Here is a 20,128-nt window from a genome sequence, read left to right on the forward strand (position 1 = left end):
CGCTGGTGCGCGCCAGTACGGGAAGCCCAAGCGGTGCAGTTGCCCAGCCGACTGGTGACGGCGGGCAGGGCAGAGGGGATGGCCAGCAGTGAGCACGATGGGAGGCGCGCGCCGCGGCGGGCGGCCGGTGGTGGAGGTCGGCGCGCACGTGGTCCACCTGGGGCAGACCTGGCAGGTCGCCGCGCTACAGGGCCAGCGGGTCTACCCGCTTCGGGAGGCCGGCAGCGAGAAGACGCTCCTGGCGGGCCGGCTGTTCGCCGATCCCGGCTTCGAGGTAGTGGGCGGGCGGGTCCCGGACGCGGTGCCGCAGTGGGGGTTGTTCGAGACGGTGCCGCTGGCGGCGCAGCAGCGGGCGCTGGCGTGGCTGCCGCACATCCGGGAGGTGGAGACCAGCCTTCAACACCCCGCTGGCAGCCGCGAGGGCCAGAGTGTGCGGGCGGAGTACGACCCGCAGCGGTGGACGCTGGCGCAGCGGGATGAGGCCAAGGCCAGGGAAATGACCGCGCTGGGCTTCACCAGGGTGACGCGCACCACAGTGCAGCGCATGCGCCTGGCCTACCGCAAGCACGGCACGCGGAAACTGATCGACCACCGCACCACCCGCGCCGCGAACCCGACCGGGCCGGCAGACGAACGGGTGGTGGCCGCGCTGCTGGAGGCGCCCCTCGCCGGAAAGCACGGCCGACACCAGCGACCAGATCCTCGACGGCAGCGCCCGCGCGCCCACGCAGACACCATCCCCGGCCCCGACACCCCGCCACGACCACGACCGCGGCAGTGACACGCAGACGCAGGACAGCGACGGGCCAAAGGCCGGCGGCGAGCACCAGGGCGCCGGCGCGGCGGCCACGCACGGCCAGACAACAGACGACAGGCGACAGGCGACAGGCGACAGGCGACACGGTCGAGGACCCGGTAGTGCGGACTGCGCCGAAGCAGCCGGCAAGGATGACCGGCACACCGTCCAGCACAGCGACGAGCCCCCAAAGCGCCGCCCAGGGGTCGACCCCCGAGCGCCTCCCCGAGCGGTCGCCCTTGCCCACGCCATCGTCACCTGTCAAAATGGTGATGTGAACCTGAACCACGTCTTCGTCTGCGAACACCCCGCCCTGGACTTCGCCGCGACCCTGCGCGCCCGCCGGACCACACGCTTCGACATGTTCCCCACACCCGACCGACTCGACGCCTGGTACACCGAATCCGGCACCGTCGACGCAATCGCACCCAGCCAACAAGCCGACCTCGACCAAGCCATCACCCTGCGAGAAGCCATCTACACCCTGATCACCACACGCCGCAACGACCACACATACGAACCCGAAGCACTGGACTTGCTCAACAGCACCGCACGCACCCCCTCAGCCGTCCCCCAGATCACCCCGGACGGACACCGCCACACCATCGCCACCCCCCAAGAAGCACTCTCCACCATCGCCCGCCAAACCATCCAACTACTCACCGGACCACACATCCCCCTACTCAAAGAATGCAGCAACCCCGAATGCACCCGCATCTACATCGACCACTCCCGCGGCAACCGCCGCCAATGGTGCGGCATGCAATCCTGCGGCAACAAAATCAAAGCCGCCAACTACCGCGCCCGCAAAAAGAACACACAACCCCACCCCACACCCACATAACCACACCCAACAAGCAGCAGGCAACAGGCAACAGGCAGCACCCAGACAACCCGAAACCGACATCGACAACAGACCAACAGCCAGGCACGCAGCACCCAGACACACACGCAGCACCCGACCAACAACAGGCAACAGCCGAACACCATCAGCCGGGCGAACACAGCCCAGCCCCCAAACGGACAGCGAGCAGACGGTCACCGACCGGGCGACCCAGACAGGCAACAGTTCAGACAGACAGCACCCGGCACCGGCGCCCGAAGGGTCACCAGCCAGGCAGGGCAGGGGCCAGGCCGGACAGGAACCAGCAACCCGGACGGGCCGCACCCTACGCAGCAGCAACCGCACCACCCAGCACGAGACCCACCACCACCGGCAACACCCACCCCACCACCCGGCGACCCACAACCACACCACCACAACCGGGAACACAGACACCCCACGCCCCCCACCCCGCAGCGTCGCCAACCTGCGGCCCGGCAACGTCCACTCCATGTCGATGAGTACGCGACTCGCAAGGGCCGCCATTACGGCACGGTGCTGGTCGACGTTGAAACGCGTCGGCCGGTGGACCTGCTGCCGGACCGGGAGGCGTCGAGCCTGGCGGCTTGGCTGGTCGAGCGGCCGGGCATCGAGGTGGTCTGCCGGGACCGAGCACCGTTCTTCGCCGAGGGCGCCACCAGCGGGGCGCCACAGGCCGTGCAGGTCGCTGATCGCTGGGATCTGTGGCACAAGGTCGACGAAGCCGCCGAACGGTGTATTGCCAACCACCGCGGCTGTCTACGAAACACGGTGCCCGAGCCACCTGGGCGGGTCCAGAAAACCGAAGAGCCAGTTGGCCCCACTGGTTCGCCCTGGCCTACCGGCCACCGGTTCGCCGGCCGGACACGAGCCCATCACGCCGCCGTTCACGTATTGCTGGCCGCTGGCCACAGCCGCCGCGCGATCCAATGCCGGCTCGGCATGACCTACCGCACGGTCGAGCTCCTCTCTGACGCTGCCACCCCCGAAGACCTCTTCCACGGCCAGCGGCAGGGCCGCGCCTCCGTCCTCGACGAGTACAAGCCGTATCTGGACGACCGCTGGAACCAGGGCTGCACCAACGCTTGGAAGGTATGGAAGGAGATCGTGTCGCTCGGCCACAAAGGCAGCTACCAACGAGTTCGCGCCTACTTCCGCACCAAGCGCCTCCCGGCCGACCCGGTCACCGCACCCCCGCCTTCACCCCGCACCGTCGCCGGTTGGATCCTCCGCCACCCCGACTCCCTCTCCGAGGTCGAACAGCTCCGGCTCAAGGCCGTCCTGGTTCGCTGCCCCGAACTGGAGGCTCTCACCGGGCACGTCCGGTCCTTCGCTCAGATCCTCACCGAGCGCCAAGGCCACCGGCTCCCTGAATGGCTCGACGCAGTCCGCCAAGACGACCTGCCCGGCCTCCACACTCCCGCCGCCGGCATCGACCGAGACCTCCACGCCGTCATCGCCGACCTTACCCTTCCCTGGAGCTCCGGAGTCGTCGAAGGACACGTCCACCGCATCAAGATGCTCAAGCGCCACATGTTCGGACGCGCCGGCTTCCAACTCCTCCGGAAAAGAGTTCTCCTGGCGTGCCCTGCAGCTGAAACTGGCACGGGTTTCGCAGCGCGATTGCTCTACGATCTCAGTCCATGACGACCCCAGACTGCTACGCATGCAGCAAGGAAGCAGAATTCGACGACCTCCCACCACGCGAGTGCGTGGCACATGACCAGCACTGGCGGGTGGCCCACGCCTTCAACACCGCAGTGCCCGGCTGGCTGGTGCTGTTGCCTCGACGCCACGTCACCGCAGTCCACGACCTCACCGTCGCTGAGGCATCCGCCCTAGGAGGGTGGCAGGTCAAGCTCTCCCGCGCTCTTCGGAGCGTGACTGGTTGCGCCAAGACCTACGTCGTCCAATTTGCCGAAGCCGAAGGCTTCGCGCACGTGCACTTCCACATCGTCCCGCGCATGGCAGATCTGGAACCAGAGCATCGCGGGCCGGGCATTTTCGAGCTGCTTCTTCGACCAGAGCAGGAACGAGTAACGACTGAGCAGGCAGACCACATAGCCCACTCCCTCCGAGCTCAACTTGATGGGCATCCGAACACTCAGTGACGAGACCACGGAATCTGAGCCAGAACCCGAACTCGTGAACAAAGCCAGTGACGGGCAAGGTCAGCACCCCGCGGCCCTGAACGCCACATACCGACTGAAGGCTTCGTGGCTGTCGGGGGTGAAGCGCCACTCCAGCAGGGCCGACCGCAGCTCCGGCTCGGTCAGCCAACCATGCCAGGCGACCTCATCGGGATCGAGGACCACGGCGTCCGGCACCACCGCTTCGTGCACGCCGAGCCAGTGCGGGCTCAAACCGCTGCGGTTGATGAACGTGAACAGCAGGCGCGGCAGCGCACGAATGCCCAGCTCTTCGGCCAACTCCCTCGCGGCGGCCTGTTCGTAGGACTCGCCGACATTCGCGGCACCACCGACCCCGACCTCATAGAACCCCGGGAAGCGCGATACCCGCGCCGACCGTCGGTGGACGAGGACCCGTCCACGCCCATCACGACACACCGTCACCGCGACCCGGTGCAGCCAACCCTCCTCGACCGCCTGCCGGCGACCGACCACCATCCCCAGCACACGATCCTGATCATCGACACGCTCCACCAGTTCCTCCACGACACACACCCTGGCAGAGCCCACTGACACTGACGCTCCCGCAAAGGCCCACCCAGAAGAACCAGAACCGGGACGCCGGACACGCACCACCACAGTCGCCGACCAGTCGCACTCAGCCCCAACCACCCACAACACCCCCAGCGACAACCAACCCGCCCACGGCGCATCCGGCCACCGGGGGCCGGAGCCAGAACCGACGCCCTGACGCTGATGGTCGGGCGCACCGTCATGGCCTGGTCGTACGAGGGCGTCGAGTACGAGGCGACCTGATCCGGGGGCGGATGTTAATGCTCCCTAGCCACTGGACGGGCGCTGATGTAGCCTGACGCCGACTCAGCTCCCGCATGCCCCGGCGCGTGCCGGCGGCACGGGCCGGATGTCTCGGAGTGGGGCCATGGCCGAGTTCGCCACGATCCGCTACGGCGTCGCGTCGCACGTCGCCACGGTCACGCTCGACCGGCCGGAGGCGCGCAACGGCTTCACCGTGCGGATGGCCGAGGAGTTGGCGGCCGCGCTGCGCGCCGCGGACGCCGACGACGGCGTACGGGCCGTGGTGCTGTCCGGGGCCGGCCGCAGCTTCTGCGTGGGCGCCGACCTTACGGCAGGCGACGACGGCGAGCGGGCGTTCGGGGCGAAGGCGGACCGGGCGGCCGAGGCCGCCGTGGCGGCCGGCACCTACCTGGAACCCGCGGGCGTGGTGACCTCGGTGATGTACCGGATGGACAAGCCGGTCATCGCCGCGGTCCACGGCGCCGCGGCCGGGGCGGGGGCCACCATGCTGCTCCCGGCCGACTTCCGGCTCGCCGCCGAGGGCACCAAGTTCGCGTTCCCCTTCACCCGCCGGGGTGTCGTGCCCGAGGGCGCCTCGGCGTGGTGGCTGCCGCGGATCGTCGGCCTGACCCGGGCGATGGACTGGCTGATCTCCGGCCGTACGTTCCTCGCCGACGAGGCGCTGGCCGCCGGGCTGCTCACCTCCGTGCACCCCGCGGACGAACTGACCGCGGCCGCCCACGCGCTGGCGGCCGAACTGGCCCGCGAGGTGGCGCCGCTGTCGGTGGCGCTGACCCGGCGCCTGGTCTACCGGCTCGCCTGGGCCGACAGCCCCGAACCCGTCCACCGAGCCGACTCCCGGCTGGTCCACGAGACCGTACGCGGCCCCGACGCCGCCGAGGGTGTGGCCTCCTACTTCGAACAGCGCGCACCGCACTTCCCGACGGCCGTCCCCGGCGGCCTGCCGGCGTACGCCGCCGCGCCGGAAGGAGCGCGGCGCCCTTCACGCAGGAGCCAGGAGTGACATGAAACGACACGCGTGGCTGGAGCGCATCGAGGCCCTCGACCCCGAGACGGACTTCGCCGAGATCTACCGGATCAGCGGCCAGCACGAGTTCCCCTGGGACACCAGCCAGTCGCTCTCGTTCGCCCTCTACCGCACCTACGCGGTACCCGCCATCGGCAACCTCCTCGCCGAGACCGGCGAGTTCACCCGGCGGGCCCAGAAGCGCTACGACGACACCGTCCTCATCCTCGAAGCGGCGCTGGAGCACGGCTTCGACGCGCCGCAGGGGCGCGAGGCCATCCGCCGGATGAACCGGATGCACCGGCGCTACGACATCGCCGACGACGACTTCCGCTACGTGCTCGCCACCTTCGTCGTCGTGCCCAGACGGTGGGTGGACGCCTACGGCTGGCGGCCGTACTGCCCGCACGAGGTCCGCGCCACCGTCAACTACTACCGCGAGCTGGGCCGCCGCATGGGCCTGCGGGACATCCCGGCGACGTACGAGGAGTTCGAGGAGCTGCTCGACGCCTACGAGCGCGCGCACTTCGCGTTCACGCCGGGCGGGCGCGCGGTGTCCGACGCGACGCTGGACCTCATGCGGACCTGGTACCCGAAGGTCCTCGCGCGGCAGGTGCGCCTGTCGTCGATCTGCCTGCTCGACGATCCACTGCGTGAGGCGTTCGGCTATCCCCGGCCGCCGGCGGCCTTGCAGAAGGCGGTACGGGCCGGGATGCGCCTGCGCGGCCGGGTGGTACGGCACCTGCCGCCGCGCCGCACCCCGAGCCTGGCCCGCAACGGACGGCGGGTCCGGTCGTATCCGGACGGCTTCCGGATCGGCGAACTCGGCACGTTCGCCCCCGGGGAGCGGCAGCACGGCTGCCCGGTGCCCCGCGAACGGACCGGCGAGGCGACCGGGTCGCCGTGAGCCGGGACGCCGTGAGCCGGGACGCCGTGAGCCGGGGCGCCGGCTTCTCCTGATGTGCCGTCAGATGACCGCTCACGCCCGGAGCATCGGCGCGAGGTAGCGGCGGGCGAAGGCGCGGGCGGCCTCGTCGTCGGCCAACTCCACGCAGGAGGTGGGGTTCAGCAGGAACGACATCACCACCCGCACCATGATCTCGGCCGCCGGCGCCGGATCGCCGCCGCTGATCCCCGCCTCGCACTGGAAGCGGGTGAAGCTGCGCGTGAGGTACTCGCGCATGGCGACCAGCGCCGGCCCGCCGTCCACGGTCAGGGCCGGCAGGACCAGTTCGGGTTCGCTGCGCAGCAGGCCGCCGATCAGGGGGTGCGACTGCACATGGCGCAGCGCCACGAGGAAGCCCTCGACGATCCGCTCCTCCATCGTCGGCACCACCCTGACCACCGGGTCCAGGACCGCCAGGAAGCGCTGGTACTCGCGGTAGAGGGTGGCGGCGACCAGCACGTCGCGGTTCTGGAAGTGCCGGTAGACCGTCACCCGGGTCAGCCCCGCGCGCTTGGCGATGTCGTCGACGGAGGTGCGGCGCAGCCCGAAGGCGATGAACTGGTCGAGCGCGGAGTCCAGAATCCGTTCGGCGGTCGGGTCGTCGGGCGGCGGACGGCCGTCGCCGAACAGGGCCGCGAAGGCGCCGGACGCGGGGCTTGCCGCGCCGGGAGGCTCGGGAGCGATGCCGACCACCACCTGGGAGATACAAGATTCCGATATGTGCATCATGATAACCGGGCGGTGGCCGGTGCCGGCCGGGGTCGGCCACGATGTCCGGGGTGCGCAGGGCGGGTCGGCAACGCAGGCGGCGCTCACGCCCGGGGGCGGCTTCGCGGGCTTCGGCCGTCGGCGTACAGGGCGTCGAGTTCTTCGGCGTACCGCCGGACGAGCACGCGCCGCACGAGTTTCAGCGAGGGCGTCAGCTCGCCCGACTCCGGGCTCCACTCGCGGTGCAGCAGCAGGTACTTCTTGACCTGCTCGCTCCGGTTGAGGGTGGCGTTGGCGGTCCGCACGGCCGCGGCCACCTCGGCGGCCACCTGCGGGTGGGCGGCCAGTTCGGCGGGGGAGCCGGCGATGTGGCGGGCGGCCGCCCACGCGGAGGCGGCCTCGGCGTCCAGGACGAGCAGCGCGACGAGGTAGGGGCGGCCGTCGCCGTGGGCCATCGCCTGGCCGATCAGCGGGTGGGCCTTGAGGGCGTTCTCCACCAGGGCCGGGGAGACGTTCTTGCCCTGCGAGGTGATGATGAGTTCCTTCTTGCGGTCGGTCAGCCACAGGAAGCCGTCGTCGTCCAGCCGTCCGACGTCGCCGGTGGCGAACCACGCGTCGGCGTCCGCGACCGGGTCGAGACCGCCGTCGGCCCGGACGTAGCCGCTGGTCACGAAGGCGCCGCGGACCAGGATCTCACCGTCGGCGGCGAGCTTGACCTCGATCCCGTCGGTCGCCCTGCCGACCGATCCGGCGCGGAAGGCGCCGGGCCGGTTGGTGGTGGCCACCCCCATCGTCTCGGTCAGGCCCCAGGCGTCCATGATCCGGATGCCGAAGCCGGCCCAGAACTCCCGTACGGACGGCGGCAGGGGCGCGGACGCGCTGGAGGCGTGCTCGACCCGGTCCAGTCCGCCCAGCGCCAGGACCGGGGCGAGGACCTCCTCGCGGGCCGCACGGTAGGCGGCGGCGAGTTCCTCGCCGGGCTGCTCCCCGCGCTCGGCCTGCTCCTGGTAGCGCACGGCGACCGCGCCGGCCGCGGCGACCGCCTCGCGCCGGTTCCGCGGCGCCTGCTCCAGGGCGGTGCGCACCGCGGCGGCCAGCTTCTCCCAGATCCGCGGGACGCCGAAGAACTGCACGGGGTGCACGTCGCGCAGTACCGCGCCCAACTGGGCGGGGTCCGGGCACAGGTAGACGTGTCCGGCGCGGAAGAGCGGCAGGTAGATGCCGAGCATGCGCTCGGCGATGTGGGCGAAGGGCAGGTAGCACACGTGCGCGACGTGGTCGGGCAGGTCGGTCGCGCCGTCCAGGGCGAGCGCGTTGGCCAGCACGGCGCGGTGCGTGATCGCCACGCCCTTGGGGTCGCCGGTGGTGCCGGAGGTGTAGACGACGGTGAGCAGGTCCGTGGCCCGGGCGGCGCGCCAGGCCGCCTCCACCGCGGCGACGTCTCCCCCGGTGCGTTCGAGGTGGGCGATGCGGGGGAAGGGCGTGCCGGGCCGGACGGTGAACAGCCGGCTCACCCGGGAACCGGTGTCGGCCAGGACCGCCTCCCAGCGCGCGGCCTCCTCCGGTCCGTCCAGGAGCGCGATCTCGGCGCCGCTGTGCCGGGCGATGTGGCGGATCTGGTCCGGGGAGGCGGTGTTGTAAACGCTGACGGGGACGGCGCCGAGGTGGACCAGCGCCAGGTCGCACAGCCAGTGCTCGGGGATGTCGGGCATCATCATCAGGACCTTGTCCGCGCGGTGCACGCCCAGGCCCGCCAGCGCCGCGGCCAGGCGCAGCACCCGGGTGCGGACCTGGGCCCAGGTCAGGGTGGTCCACCGGGGGGCCTGGTCGGCGTGCCAGGACAGCGCGGGCAGGTCGGGGTGGTCGGCGGCGTTGCGGTGCAGCAGCGCGGGCACGGTGACGTCGGCCGGATCGGCGGGCAGTCGCAGGATCGTGGTCAACACTGACCTCTTCTCGACGGGGAGAGCGGGAGGTGCGTCCTGGAGGCGGTTGAGCGGCTCGGGTCTTCAGCAGTCCGGCTGGTCGGCGGTCCGACTGGTCGGCGGTTCAGCGGTCCGACTGGTCGGCGGTCCGACTGGTCGGCGGTCCGGCCGTTCGGCGGTTCAGCGGTCCGACTGGTCGGCGGTCCGGCCGTTCGGCGGTTCAGCGGTCCGGCTGGTCGGCGGTTCAGCGGTCCGACTGGTCGGCGGTTCAGCGGTCCGGCTGGTCGGCGGTCTGGGCCGGGGCGCCCGCGGGGGCGGGCAGCCGCCCGACCCTGGCGGCGATACAGACTATGTATCGGTGTACCACCCGTCAACGGCCCGGGCACAGGGCTCCGGTTGGGGCGCGGCCGGCTGCGGTGCGGCATGATCGGAGGGTGGAGGATGTCGACATGAGCACCGGCAGGCGGCCGGCGGCGACCGCCCGCGGTACCGCGCGGCGGCGCAAGCTGACCGACGCCGCCGGCGCCCTGTTCGCCCGCGACGGCTACCACAACGTCACTGTCTGGGACATCGCGGCCGCCGCCGGGGTGTCGGGGCCGGCGATCTACCGCCACTTCGCGGGCAAGCCGGCGATCCTGGCCGAGCTGATGCGGGCCGGGTTCGACGAGATCGACGCGATCCGCACAGCGGCGCTCGCCGAGTTGGCGTCGGCGCAGCCGGCCGAGCGGCTGGAGGCGGCGGTCCGGGCGCTGGCCGCCTGGGTCGTCCGGCATCCGGAGTTCGGGGTGCTGTGGCGGCGGGAGTTCCGGCACCTGGCGGCGGCGGACGCCGCGGAGATGGCCGAGCGGATGAGCGCGGGTCCGGTCGAGATGATCGGCGAGCTGCGCCGTGCCCGGCCGGAACTGACCGCCGACGACGCCCGGTTGGTCGCCTGGGCGGCGCTGAGCGTGCTGGGCAGCGTCTCCGACCACCGCATCCGCCCGCCGCGGCCGGAGCTGGAGCGCCTGACGGCCGCCATGGCCGTCGATGTGCTGCGGGTCGCACTGCCGGCGCCCGGCCGCCCGGCAGCAGCCGCCGGTGCGCACGGGGAGACGGACGCCGGTGCGCACGGGGAAGCGGACGCCGGTGCGCACGGGGAAGCGGCCGCCGGTGCGCACGGGGAAGCGGCCGCCGGTGCGCACGGGGAAGCGGCCGCCGGTGCGCACGGGGAGGCGGACGGCGGCGGCCCGGCGCCGTCCTCGCGGCGCGAGATGCTGATCGCTCAGGCGGTGCGCCTGTTCTGGGAGTTCGGCTACCACGGCGTCACCATGGAGGACATCGGCGCCGCCTGCGGAATCGCGGGCCCGAGCGTGTACAAGCACTTCGACGGCAAGGCCGATGTGCTGCGCGCCGCCGTCCGCCGGCTCAGCGAGCGCCTGCTCGGCACGGTCGACGGGCTCGGTCCGGTCCCGGCCGAGCCCGAACGGGCCGCCGGGCGGGTGGCGTTGCTGGTGGAGCGGTATGTCGCGGCCGTCGTCGCCGACCGGGGCCTGGTCGCGACCTTCCAGGCCGAGGCGCACAACCTGCCCGACCGCGACCGGGCCGAGGCGCGGCGGATGGTCGGCACGTACGCGCGGCACTGGGAGGAGGCGGTGGCGGCGGCCCTGCCGGACCGGACCGGGGCGGAGATCAGGATGCGCATCTACGCGACCTTCGCCGTCATCAACGACTCGGTGCGCACCCGCAGTCTGGCCGAACAGGCCGATGTCGCCGCGAAGTTGCAGGCCGCCGCGCTGGCCGCCCTGGATGTTAACCGCACCTAGCCGCATGACAAGGCGGGACATCATCTGACGATGTCTTGACGGGGAGTGGTGCGGGCCGCAATTGTTAATGGTGATTAGCCAACTCGGCCGATGCGGTGCCGAGGTGCGGCCGCATGCCCGCCCGAGTGCCCGCCGCAGGCCCCGCATCCGCCCGCCGGCCGGCGGCCGCCGGTTTCCGGCCGCCGCCGGTCCGTCGATCGCCGACCCCCTCCAGCAGCCGGGAAGGACAGTGCGCCATGGCGAACGCGTACATCTACGACGCGATCCGCACCCCGCGCGGGCGCGGCAAGCAGAACGGCACGCTGCACAGCGTGAGACCGATCTCCCTGGTCGTCGGCCTGATGCAGGAGATCCAGCGCCGCAACCCGGGCCTGGACCCCCGCGACATCGAGGACGTGGTGCTCGGGGTGGTCTCCGCGACCGGTGAGCAGGGCGCGGACATCGCCAAGACCGCCGCGATCGCCGCGGGCCTGCCGGACACCACCGCGGGCCTCCAGCTCAACCGGTTCTGCGCCTCGGGCCTGGAAGCGGTGAACACCGCCGCGCAGAAGGTCGCCTCGGGCGCCGAGGACCTGCTGCTGGCCGGCGGTGTGGAGTCGATGTCGCGGGTGCCGATGGGCTCCGACGGCGGCGCGATGTTCCAGGACCCGCTCACCGGATACGACACGTACGTCGTGCCGCAGGGCATCGGCGCGGACCTGATCGCCACCATGGAGGGCTACTCGCGCACCCGCGTCGACGAGTTCGCGGTGCGCTCGCAGGAACGGGCCGCCCACGCCCGGTCCAGCGGCTACTTCAAGAAGTCGGTCGTCCCGGTGCTCGACCCGAACGGCCTGACCGTCCTGGACCACGACGAGTTCATCCGGCCGGGCACCACGGTGGAGGCCCTGGCCGCCCTCAAACCGTCCTTCGCCGCCCTCGGCGCGGACGCCGGCTTCGACGCGGTGGCGCTCCAGAAGTACCACTGGGTGGAGCGGATCGACCACGTCCACCACGCCGGGAACTCCTCCGGCATCGTCGACGGGGCCGCGCTGCTGCTGGTCGGCAGCCGGCAGGCGGGCGAGAGGGCCGGGCTGCGCCCGCGCGCCCGGGTGCTGGCCACCGCCGTCTGCGGCGCCGACCCCACGCTCATGCTGACCGGTCCGGCCCCGGCCAGCCGCAAGGCGCTGGCGAGGGCCCGCCTCACGGTGGCCGACCTGGACCTGGTGGAGATCAACGAGGCCTTCGCCGCCGTCGCACTGCGCTTCGTGCAGGACCTGGAACTGCCCCTGGACAAAGTCAACGTCAACGGCGGCGCGATCGCGCTGGGCCATCCGCTGGGCGCCACCGGCGCGATGCTGGTCGGCACCGTCGTCGACGAACTCGAGCGCCGCGACCTGCGCTACGGGCTGGTCACGCTGTGCGTGGGCGGGGGCATGGGCATCGCCACCGTCGTCGAGCGCCTCTGACAGCGCGCCCCGGCCGCCCCTGCCCCACCCCGCACTTCCTCCTTCACAGAAACGGGTTCATCCGTGAGCGACGAGTACTTCGGCTGGGACCTGGGCGCCGACGGCGTCCTGCTGCTGACCATGGACGCCCCCGGCCGGTCCGCCAACACCATGAACGCCGCGTTCCTCAGCGCCTTCGCGCAACTGCTGGACCGGCTGGAGGCCGAGCAGGACACCTACCGGGGCGTGGTCGTGACCTCCGCGAAGAAGACCTTCTTCGCCGGCAGCGACCTGGGCGAGCTGATCGCCCTCCGGCCCGCCGACGCCGCGGCCGCCATGACGTCCAACCTCGCCCTGAAGCGGAACCTGCGCCGCCTGGAGACACTGGGCCGCCCGGTGGCCGCCGCGATCAACGGCGCCGCGCTCGGCGCCGGCCTGGAGATCGCCCTGGCCTGCCACCACCGGGTCGCCCTCGACGCGGCCGGCACCCGGATCGGCCTGCCCGAGGTCACGCTCGGGCTGCTGCCCGGCGGCGGCGGAGTAGTGCGGACCGTGCGGCTGCTCGGCGTCACCGACGCGCTGACCAACGTCCTGCTCCACGGGCAGCGCCACAACCCGGCGACCGCCCTCGGGCACGGGCTCGTCGACGAACTCGCCGACTCCCCCGCACAGGTGCTCACCGCGGCACGCGCCTGGGTGCTGGCGCACCCGCACGCGGCGCAGCCCTGGGACACCGCCGGCTACCGGATGCCGGGCGGCTCACCGAGCAGCCCGGCACTGGCCGCGCAGCTACCGGTGTTCCCGGCGGCGCTGCGGCAGCGGCTGAAGGGCGCACCCTACCCGGCACCGCGCGCCATCATGGCCGCGGCGGTGGAGAGCGCACGCGTCGACATCGACAGCGCCATGCTGGTCGAGGCCCGCTACTTCGTCGAGGTGGCCACCGGGCAGATCGCGAAGAACATGACGCAGGCGTTCTTCTTCGACATGCAGCAGATCGGCAGCGGCGCATCGCGCCCGCCCGGATACGCGCCCTGGCGGGCGGAACGGGTCGCCGTGCTCGGCGCAGGGATGATGGGCGCGGGCATCGCGTACGTGTGCGCGCTCGCCGGAATCGAAGTGGTCCTCAAAGACATCACGATCGAGGCCGCCGCCCGGGGCAAGGCCTACTCGGCAGGCCTGCTGGACAAGGCCGTCACCCGAGGCCGCACGACACGCGAGGCCGCCGACACGGTCCTGGCCCGTATCCGCCCGACCAGCGACGCCGCCGACACCGCAGGCGCAGACCTCGTCATCGAGGCGGTATTCGAGTCCCCGAAGCTCAAGGCGAAGGTCTTCGGGGAAATCGAGGAACTCCTCGCCCCCAGCGCGCTACTGGGATCGAACACCTCCACCCTGCCGATCACCGGCCTGGCCGAGACGGTGCACGCGCAGGAGAACTTCATCGGCCTGCACTTCTTCTCGCCGGTGGACCGGATGCCGCTGCTGGAGATCATCGCCGGGGCGAAGACCTCCGACGCGGCCGTCGCCAGAGCCTTCGACCTCGCCCAGCAGATCGGGAAGACCCCGATCATCATCAACGACAGCCGCGGCTTCTTCACCTCCCGCGTCATCAGCCGGTACCTGGACGAGGCCATGGCCATGATCGGCGAGGGCGCCGCACCGGCGTCGGTCGAACAGGCGGGGTCGCAGGCCGGCTACCCAGCCGCGCCGCTCCAACTGATGGACGAACTGACCCTGACCCTGCCGCGCAGAATCCAGCAAGAAACGAAGGCAGCGGTGCTGGCGACAGGCGGCACATGGGACACCCACGGCTCCGAGGCAGTCCTCGACCGGATGATCGACGAATTCGGGCGCACCGGCCGCTCCACAGGCGCCGGGTTCTACACATACACCGACGACCGACGGACCCGCCTATGGCCCGGACTGACCACCGCCTTCGACACCACAGACACCACAGGCACCGCAGGCACCGCAGGCACCGCGGACACCACGGGCACTACGGGCACTACGGGCGCTGCGGGCGCTGCGGGCACCGCCGTCCCATTCGAGGACATGAAGGAGCGCATGCTGTTCGCCGAGGCACTCGAGGCAGTGCGCTGCCTGGACGACGGCGTGCTGCGCTCCGTCGCCGAAGCCAACATCGGATCGCTGCTAGGCATCGGCTTCCCAGCCTGGACCGGCGGCGTCCTGCAGTACATCAACGGCTACGAGGGGGGCATAGCCGGATTCACAACCCGCGCACGGGAATTGCACGCCCGCTACGGCACCGTCTTCACCGTCCCGAACTCACTGGCAGCAAAGGCCCAACGCGGCGAACGCTACGAGTAACCAACCCATCCACGCACCACAGCGACGGACCGCAGCGACGACGGGCCAAGGCGGCCGACCCGCAGCAGCGGGCGGGACAACCGGGCCCGTCAACATACGACGGCCCCGTACGACCAGGGCAGGGCAGGGCAGGACAACCTGCGGCGGCCCCGGTGCGGCGAAGGCAGGCAAGCCGAGCCGATCGGCATACAGCAAACCCCGTACGGCGAAGGCAGGCAAGCCGACCCGATCGGCATACGGCAAACCCCGTACGGCGAGGGCAAGGCAACCTGCGGCGGCCCGGTACGGCGAAGGCAGGCAAGCCGACCCGATCGGCATACGGCAAACCCCGTACGGCGAGGGCAAGGCAACCTGCGGCGGCCCGGTACGGCGAAGGCAGGCAGGCCGCCCCGATCGGCGTACGGCAAGCCCGGTACGGGGGCGGGGCAGCCGGGCCGGTCAGCGTATGGCGGCCCTGGCGGACCCCCGTGCGGGGGGCGGCGTTGTGATTGACTTGGGCCATGCCCTTGTCCGCGCTGGTCTCCGCCCGGGTGTGCCGGTGAGCGCCGAGCCGGCCGCGGCCGCCCGGCCGCGCAACCGCAGGCAGCTCATCGTGGAGGCCGCCGGCCGGGTCTTCAGCGAACGCGGCTACCACGCGGCCTCGATGGAGGAGATCGCCGCCGGTGTGGGCATCACCGCGGCCGCGCTGTACCGGCACTTCCCGAACAAGTACACGCTCTTCGCGGAGTGCGCGGGCGGCCTGGCGGACGGGCTCGTCGCGGCGCTGGCAGCGGTCCCGGACGAGGCGGGCCTTGCGGAGGTGCTGACCGCGCTGGCCCGGGTGACGGTGGCGCACCGGGCCTCGGGCGGGGTGTACCGGTGGGAGGCGCGGTATCTGGCCGGCGAGGACCGGCGGCGCCTGCGGGCGAAGTTCGACGCCGTCGTCGGCCGGGTCGCCGGGGCGGTGCGGCGCGACCGGCCGCTGCCGGACGAGCAGCTGCGGGCGGTGGCGGCGCTGGGCGTGATCGGCTCGGTGACCACGCACCGCACCCCGATCGCCCAACGCCGGTTGGAGGACGCGCTGGTGCACTCCGCGCTCGGCGCGGCCCGCACCGATCCGCGCGCGGCCGTCGCGGGTGCGCGGCCGGTCAGCCTGCCGGTGCAGCCGGTGCCGCGCACCCGGCGCGCGGAGATCCTGGCGGCCGCGGTGCCGCTGTTCGCGCGGGACGGGTTCGCGGGCGTCTCCAACGGGCAGATCGGCCAGGCGGCGGGGCTCGCCCCGTCCGCGCTCTACCGCCACTACCAGGGCAAGGTCGACATCCTGGTGGCGGCGTGCCTCCAGGCGGCGGAGCTGCTGGCGCAGGCGGTCAACCACAACCTGCACGGTGTTCGCGAGCCGCGCGCGTCGGTGGCGGTGCTGGCGGCGACGTATGTGGCGTACAGCTTCGAGAACACCGAGCTGACCCGGGTCGCCGAGGCGGAGGTACGCGGTCTGCCGGACGACGTGCGGGAGCCGGTGATCCTCGCGCAGCACGAGCACATCGCGGTGTGGGAGCGGCAGTTGCGGTCGGCGCGGCCGGAACTGGACCCGCGGCAGGCCCGGTTGCTGGTGCACGCGGGCCTGGGGGTGGTGGTCGAGGTGGGGCGGCTGCTGCGGTGGCGGGACACCCCGGAGCACCGGTCGGCGGTGACCGCGCTGGTGGTGGGCGCGCTGGGCGTGTGAGGCGGCGGGGGTGCAGCGGCCGGGGGTGAAGCGGCGAGCGCCCTGCGGCCGGGTGGCCCCTGGCCGCGGGGCGCCGTCTTCGCGGCCTTGCGTGTTGCGGCGAGCGGCTCAGGACGGCCGGTTAGCCGACGGCAGCACGATCGGCGTCTGGGTCGCCGAGGTGCCGTTGTTGAGGAAGAGCATCGCGACGCCGCGGATGAACTGGTCGAACAGGTAGTAGTTCACCGGCGGGACGCCCGCGGTGCCCTCGCGGAAGGCGACGTACAGCGGCCAGCCGATCTCGATGATGCCGCGGGAGACCAGGTCCTGCGGCAGCTTGAGCCAGTTGGCGTAGGTGTCGCCGATGAGGTAGCGGACCATCTCGCTGACGAAGCCGGTGTCGACGCCGAGGACGGGCGTCTCGACGTATCCGAGCAGGGTGGACGCCAGGCTGTTGCCCTCGGTGGTGGCGGCGAGGTCGGGCCAGAGCATCTGCTCGGCCTGGGCGACGGCGTCGGACCAGGTCGCGGGGATGAACTGGTCCTGCACGCCGAGCAGGCTGAGGGCCACCTGCCAGGCGTGCAGGTCGGCGTTCTGCTCGGCGGTGGACAGCTTGATGTTCCACTTGGCCAGGTTCAGGTGGGTGAAGGTGCCGGTGGAGTGGAACGTGCGCAGGATGTCGCCGTTGCTGATGGGCGAGGGCTGGTCGGCGCTCGCCGCGAACTGCGGTGAGGTCGGCAGCAGGTTGCGTACGGTGGCGTGCACCAGGCGGGTCTTGTTCGCGGTGACGACGAAGTGGCCGTCCGGGCTCCATGCGTCGGCGGCGGCCATGTCGTAGCCGAAGGTGAAGGTCTTGGCGGCGCGGGCCTTCATGTCGGCGCCGCCGGCGGACCAGTAGACCGCGCGGGCCTCGCGCGGGATGACGGTGCTGAGGATGCCGCTGCCGAGGCTCAGTGACAGGAACAGGTACAGGCTGATCCGCTTGTAGAGCTCCTCGGACGCGGCGAGCAGGGTCGGGTCGGCCCACGAGGGGACCTTGTTGACGCCCTGCAGGTAGGACGTGACGTAGCTCGGCATGCCGGACGGCAGTGCGTCGCTGTTGTCGACCCACTTCTGCCAGGCGGTGTTGACCGAGGCGGTCGCGCCGTCGGCCAGGATCTGGGCCGCCACCTGGTCCGCGGCGGGGTCCCACACGGTGAACGGGTCGGTGACGGTGTCGGTCTTGGCGATCGAGCCGGCGGACGACCACGACCACGCTCGGGGAACGTTGAGGCCCACGGCGGCCAGGCCCATGGCGGCACCGACTGAGAGCATGTGCCTTCTACTGAGATTCTCCATTTACTTACCAACCTCCAGGCAGCCAGGCAGTGCCTTGAACCGTGGCCGGTTAGCCGCTGACTCGGACGGAACCAGCGCACTTCAAGGTTGTCCGACGACGCGATTTTCGATTAACATAGCGAGCTGTGTCGGGGACGGCAAGATGTGTTTCGACGCTGTTTCCCGCAGTGGCGCGACGCACCGCCGCCCCACCGGTCCGGTACCTCGAGGAGCCCGCATGAGTACGGAACAGGACCAGGTGGCCCCAGCGCCCGCGGACCGGGCGGCGCCCGGCGCGCGCCCCGCGTGGGTCGGCGACGAGCTGATCGCCCGGTGGACGGGGTGGGTCTGCCGGGACGGCGCGCGGCCCGGACGGGAGGCGGAGACCTGCGCGCCGGCCCTCGCGCCGTACGACCTGGCGCCGACCGCCGCCGTCCCCGCGTGCGATCCGCAGGACGTCGCGGCCGCCGTCACCGGCGCCCGGGCCGCACAGCACACGTGGGCGGCCACTTCCCCGCGCCGCCGCCGCGACCTGCTGCTCGCCTTCCACGACCTGCTGCTGAACCGGCAGGAGGAGGTGCTCGACCTGATCCAGTGGGAGACCGGCAAGGCGCGGCTGCACGCCTGGCAGGAGGTCGCCCAGGTCGCGGCGATCGCCCGGCACTACGCGCGGCGCGGCGCGCGCTACCTGGCGCCGCGCCGGGTACGGGGGATGGTCCCCGGCCTGACCCGGGTCGTGGAGGCGCGAGTGCCCAAGGGGGTCGTCGGCATCGTCTCCCCCTGGAACTACCCGCTCTACCTCGGGGTCGGCGACGTGCTGCCCGCGCTGTGCGCGGGCAACGCGGTGGTCTCCAAGGCCGACGAGCAGACCGCGCTGACGATGCTGTGGACGCGCGCGCTGATGGCCGAGGCGGGTCTGCCGGCCGGTCTGTGGCAGGTCGTCACCGGCGACGGGCCCGTGGTCGGCTCGGCGCTGGTCGACCGCGCCGACTTCGTCTGCTTCACCGGTTCGACCGCGACCGGCCGCGTGGTCGCCGAGCGCGCGGCACGCCGGCTGGTCGGCGCCTCGCTGGAACTCGGCGGCAAGAACCCGCTGATCGTGCGCGCCGACGCCGACCTCGCCGCCGCGGCGGCCGGCACCGTCGCGTCCGCCTTCGCCAACAGCGGCCAGATGTGCATCCACACCGAGCGCGTCTATGTGCACGCCTGCGTCCACGCCGACTTCCGCGACCTGCTGGTGGCGGCGACGCGCGCGCTGCGGCTGGGCCAGGGCTACGACTACGGCGCCGATCTGGGGCCGCTGGTCTCCGCGGCGCAGCTGGCGTCCGTCACCGCCCACGTCGAGGAGGCCGTCGCCAAGGGCGCGACCGTCCTGACCGGCGGGCGGGCCCGGCCCGACGTCGGACCGCTCGCCTACGAGCCCACCGTCCTGGAGGGGGTCACACCCGCGATGGCCGTGTGCGCCGAGGAGACGTTCGGCCCCGTGCTGTCGCTGTACTCCTACGCCACCGACGCCGAGGCGGTGGAGCTGGCCAACCAGGGCGACTACGGGCTGTCGGCGTCGATCTGGTCCAGGGACACCCGCGCGGCCCGGCGGATGGCGCGGCTGGTGCGGTGCGGCGCGGTCAACATCAACGACGGCGCCGCCGCGGCGGCCGGCAGCATCGAGGCCGGCATGGGCGGGATGCGCGACAGCGGCGCCGGCCGGCGCCACGGCGCCGAGGGCATCCGCAAGTTCACCGACGGCCAGACGCTCGCCGAGCAGCGCCTGATGCCGCTCGGCCCGCCGCCGGGCAAGCCGGTGGCGGACTTCGTGCGCCGCACCAACGGCCGGCTCGCGCTGCTGCGCCGGCTGGGCGCGCGGTGAGCGGCGCCGAGCGCGCCGTCCGCGCACGCTGGCTCGCGCTGCGCGCCGCCACCGGTCCGATCCGGCCCCGGGAGCTGGACGCGCTGTGGGCGCGGCTCGCGGTGGTGCGGGCCGAGGCGGTGCTCGGCGCGTGGCGGGGCTTCGTCTTCCCCACCGGCCACCCGGTGGAAGGCGTGCTGGAGCGCAGCCGCTGGCACGGCAAGCACTTCCTGGCGCTGGACGACGCCAAGCCGCTGATCTGCCGGGCCGGCGACGGCAGCCTGTACTCCGACACGGCCGGCGGCCGCGGCGAGGCCAGCTTGTGGAACGTGGAGTTCCGCGGCGAGGTGACCGCCACGATGGTCTACGACGGCATGCCGGTGCTCGACCACTTCAAGCAGCTCGACGAGGGCACCTTGATGGGTGTGATGAACGGCAAGCGAGCCGGGGCGCCCGCCGACGGGCGGCTGCTGTACTTCGGGCTGGAACGCGAGTGACACGCCCGGGCCTTCACCCCTCCG

General features: G+C 72.2%; 15 protein-coding genes and 1 pseudogene. 12 read left to right on the forward strand and 4 right to left on the reverse strand.

Annotation, left to right across the window (positions count from 1 at the left end; genetic code table 11):
- Positions 1–88 precede the first annotated feature (88 nt).
- The 4 genes and pseudogenes from AC3EVP_RS15770 (at position 89) to AC3EVP_RS15785 (ending at position 3,769) form a co-directional block, all read left to right on the forward strand.
- On the forward strand, positions 89–781 hold the full coding sequence (locus AC3EVP_RS15770; protein WP_435130548.1) for a hypothetical protein: 693 nt from the start codon (positions 89–91) through the stop codon (positions 779–781).
- Between the two features lie 289 nt (positions 782–1,070).
- Positions 1,071–1,640, forward strand: coding sequence for a CGNR zinc finger domain-containing protein (locus tag AC3EVP_RS15775; protein WP_435130550.1), 570 nt, complete (start codon positions 1,071–1,073; stop codon positions 1,638–1,640).
- Between the two features lie 450 nt (positions 1,641–2,090).
- A pseudogene (locus tag AC3EVP_RS15780) lies at positions 2,091–3,242 on the forward strand (ISL3 family transposase); the annotation flags it as partial.
- 59 nt (positions 3,243–3,301) lie between these two features.
- Complete coding sequence (locus AC3EVP_RS15785) at positions 3,302–3,769, forward strand: HIT family protein (RefSeq protein WP_435130552.1); 468 nt, start codon at positions 3,302–3,304, stop codon at positions 3,767–3,769.
- Positions 3,770–3,829: 60 nt separating this feature from the next.
- On the opposite strand, the gene AC3EVP_RS15790 is transcribed toward AC3EVP_RS15785, so the two are convergent.
- Complete coding sequence (locus tag AC3EVP_RS15790) at positions 3,830–4,285, reverse strand: NUDIX domain-containing protein (protein ID WP_435130747.1); 456 nt, start codon at positions 4,283–4,285, stop codon at positions 3,830–3,832.
- Positions 4,286–4,727: 442 nt separating this feature from the next.
- Between AC3EVP_RS15790 and AC3EVP_RS15795 the strand changes: the two genes are divergently transcribed.
- Both AC3EVP_RS15795 and AC3EVP_RS15800 read left to right on the forward strand, forming a co-directional pair.
- Entirely contained in the window at positions 4,728–5,627 is a 900-nt protein-coding gene (locus AC3EVP_RS15795) for an enoyl-CoA hydratase-related protein (protein WP_435130554.1), read from the forward strand.
- Position 5,628: 1 nt separating this feature from the next.
- A complete protein-coding gene (locus AC3EVP_RS15800; RefSeq protein ID WP_435130556.1) occupies positions 5,629–6,537 on the forward strand; it encodes an oxygenase MpaB family protein in 909 nt (302 codons plus the stop codon).
- A 72-nt stretch (positions 6,538–6,609) separates the two neighbouring features.
- On the opposite strand, the gene AC3EVP_RS15805 is transcribed toward AC3EVP_RS15800, so the two are convergent.
- A complete protein-coding gene (locus AC3EVP_RS15805; protein WP_435130748.1) occupies positions 6,610–7,206 on the reverse strand; it encodes a TetR/AcrR family transcriptional regulator in 597 nt (198 codons plus the stop codon).
- 182 nt (positions 7,207–7,388) lie between these two features.
- Entirely contained in the window at positions 7,389–9,224 is a 1,836-nt protein-coding gene (locus AC3EVP_RS15810; RefSeq protein ID WP_435130749.1) for an AMP-dependent synthetase/ligase, read from the reverse strand.
- Positions 9,225–9,655: 431 nt separating this feature from the next.
- Here AC3EVP_RS15810 and AC3EVP_RS15815 point away from each other — a divergent pair, with 431 nt between their 5' ends.
- From AC3EVP_RS15815 to AC3EVP_RS15830, 4 genes are all read left to right on the forward strand, one after another.
- Positions 9,656–11,008, forward strand: coding sequence for a TetR/AcrR family transcriptional regulator (locus AC3EVP_RS15815; protein ID WP_435130558.1), 1,353 nt, complete (start codon positions 9,656–9,658; stop codon positions 11,006–11,008).
- A 236-nt stretch (positions 11,009–11,244) separates the two neighbouring features.
- Positions 11,245–12,456: an acetyl-CoA C-acetyltransferase gene (locus AC3EVP_RS15820; protein WP_435130560.1), complete on the forward strand. Its 1,212-nt coding sequence runs from the start codon at positions 11,245–11,247 to the stop codon at positions 12,454–12,456.
- A gap of 63 nt (positions 12,457–12,519) precedes the next feature.
- Complete coding sequence (locus AC3EVP_RS15825; RefSeq protein ID WP_435130562.1) at positions 12,520–14,763, forward strand: 3-hydroxyacyl-CoA dehydrogenase NAD-binding domain-containing protein; 2,244 nt, start codon at positions 12,520–12,522, stop codon at positions 14,761–14,763.
- Between the two features lie 538 nt (positions 14,764–15,301).
- On the forward strand, positions 15,302–16,465 hold the full coding sequence (locus AC3EVP_RS15830) for a TetR/AcrR family transcriptional regulator (protein WP_435130564.1): 1,164 nt from the start codon (positions 15,302–15,304) through the stop codon (positions 16,463–16,465).
- Between the two features lie 108 nt (positions 16,466–16,573).
- Here AC3EVP_RS15830 and AC3EVP_RS15835 read toward each other — a convergent pair whose 3' ends face one another.
- Positions 16,574–17,758: an oxygenase MpaB family protein gene (locus AC3EVP_RS15835; RefSeq protein ID WP_435130566.1), complete on the reverse strand. Its 1,185-nt coding sequence runs from the start codon at positions 17,756–17,758 to the stop codon at positions 16,574–16,576.
- A gap of 241 nt (positions 17,759–17,999) precedes the next feature.
- Here AC3EVP_RS15835 and AC3EVP_RS15840 point away from each other — a divergent pair, with 241 nt between their 5' ends.
- Positions 18,000–19,628: a succinic semialdehyde dehydrogenase gene (locus tag AC3EVP_RS15840; protein WP_435130568.1), complete on the forward strand. Its 1,629-nt coding sequence runs from the start codon at positions 18,000–18,002 to the stop codon at positions 19,626–19,628.
- Positions 19,625–20,104, forward strand: coding sequence for a DUF4334 domain-containing protein (locus AC3EVP_RS15845; protein ID WP_435130570.1), 480 nt, complete (start codon positions 19,625–19,627; stop codon positions 20,102–20,104). The genes AC3EVP_RS15840 and AC3EVP_RS15845 overlap by 4 nt, the downstream gene beginning before the upstream one ends.
- Positions 20,105–20,128: the final 24 nt, after the last annotated feature.

This window comes from Actinacidiphila sp. bgisy144, from assembly GCF_057708105.1.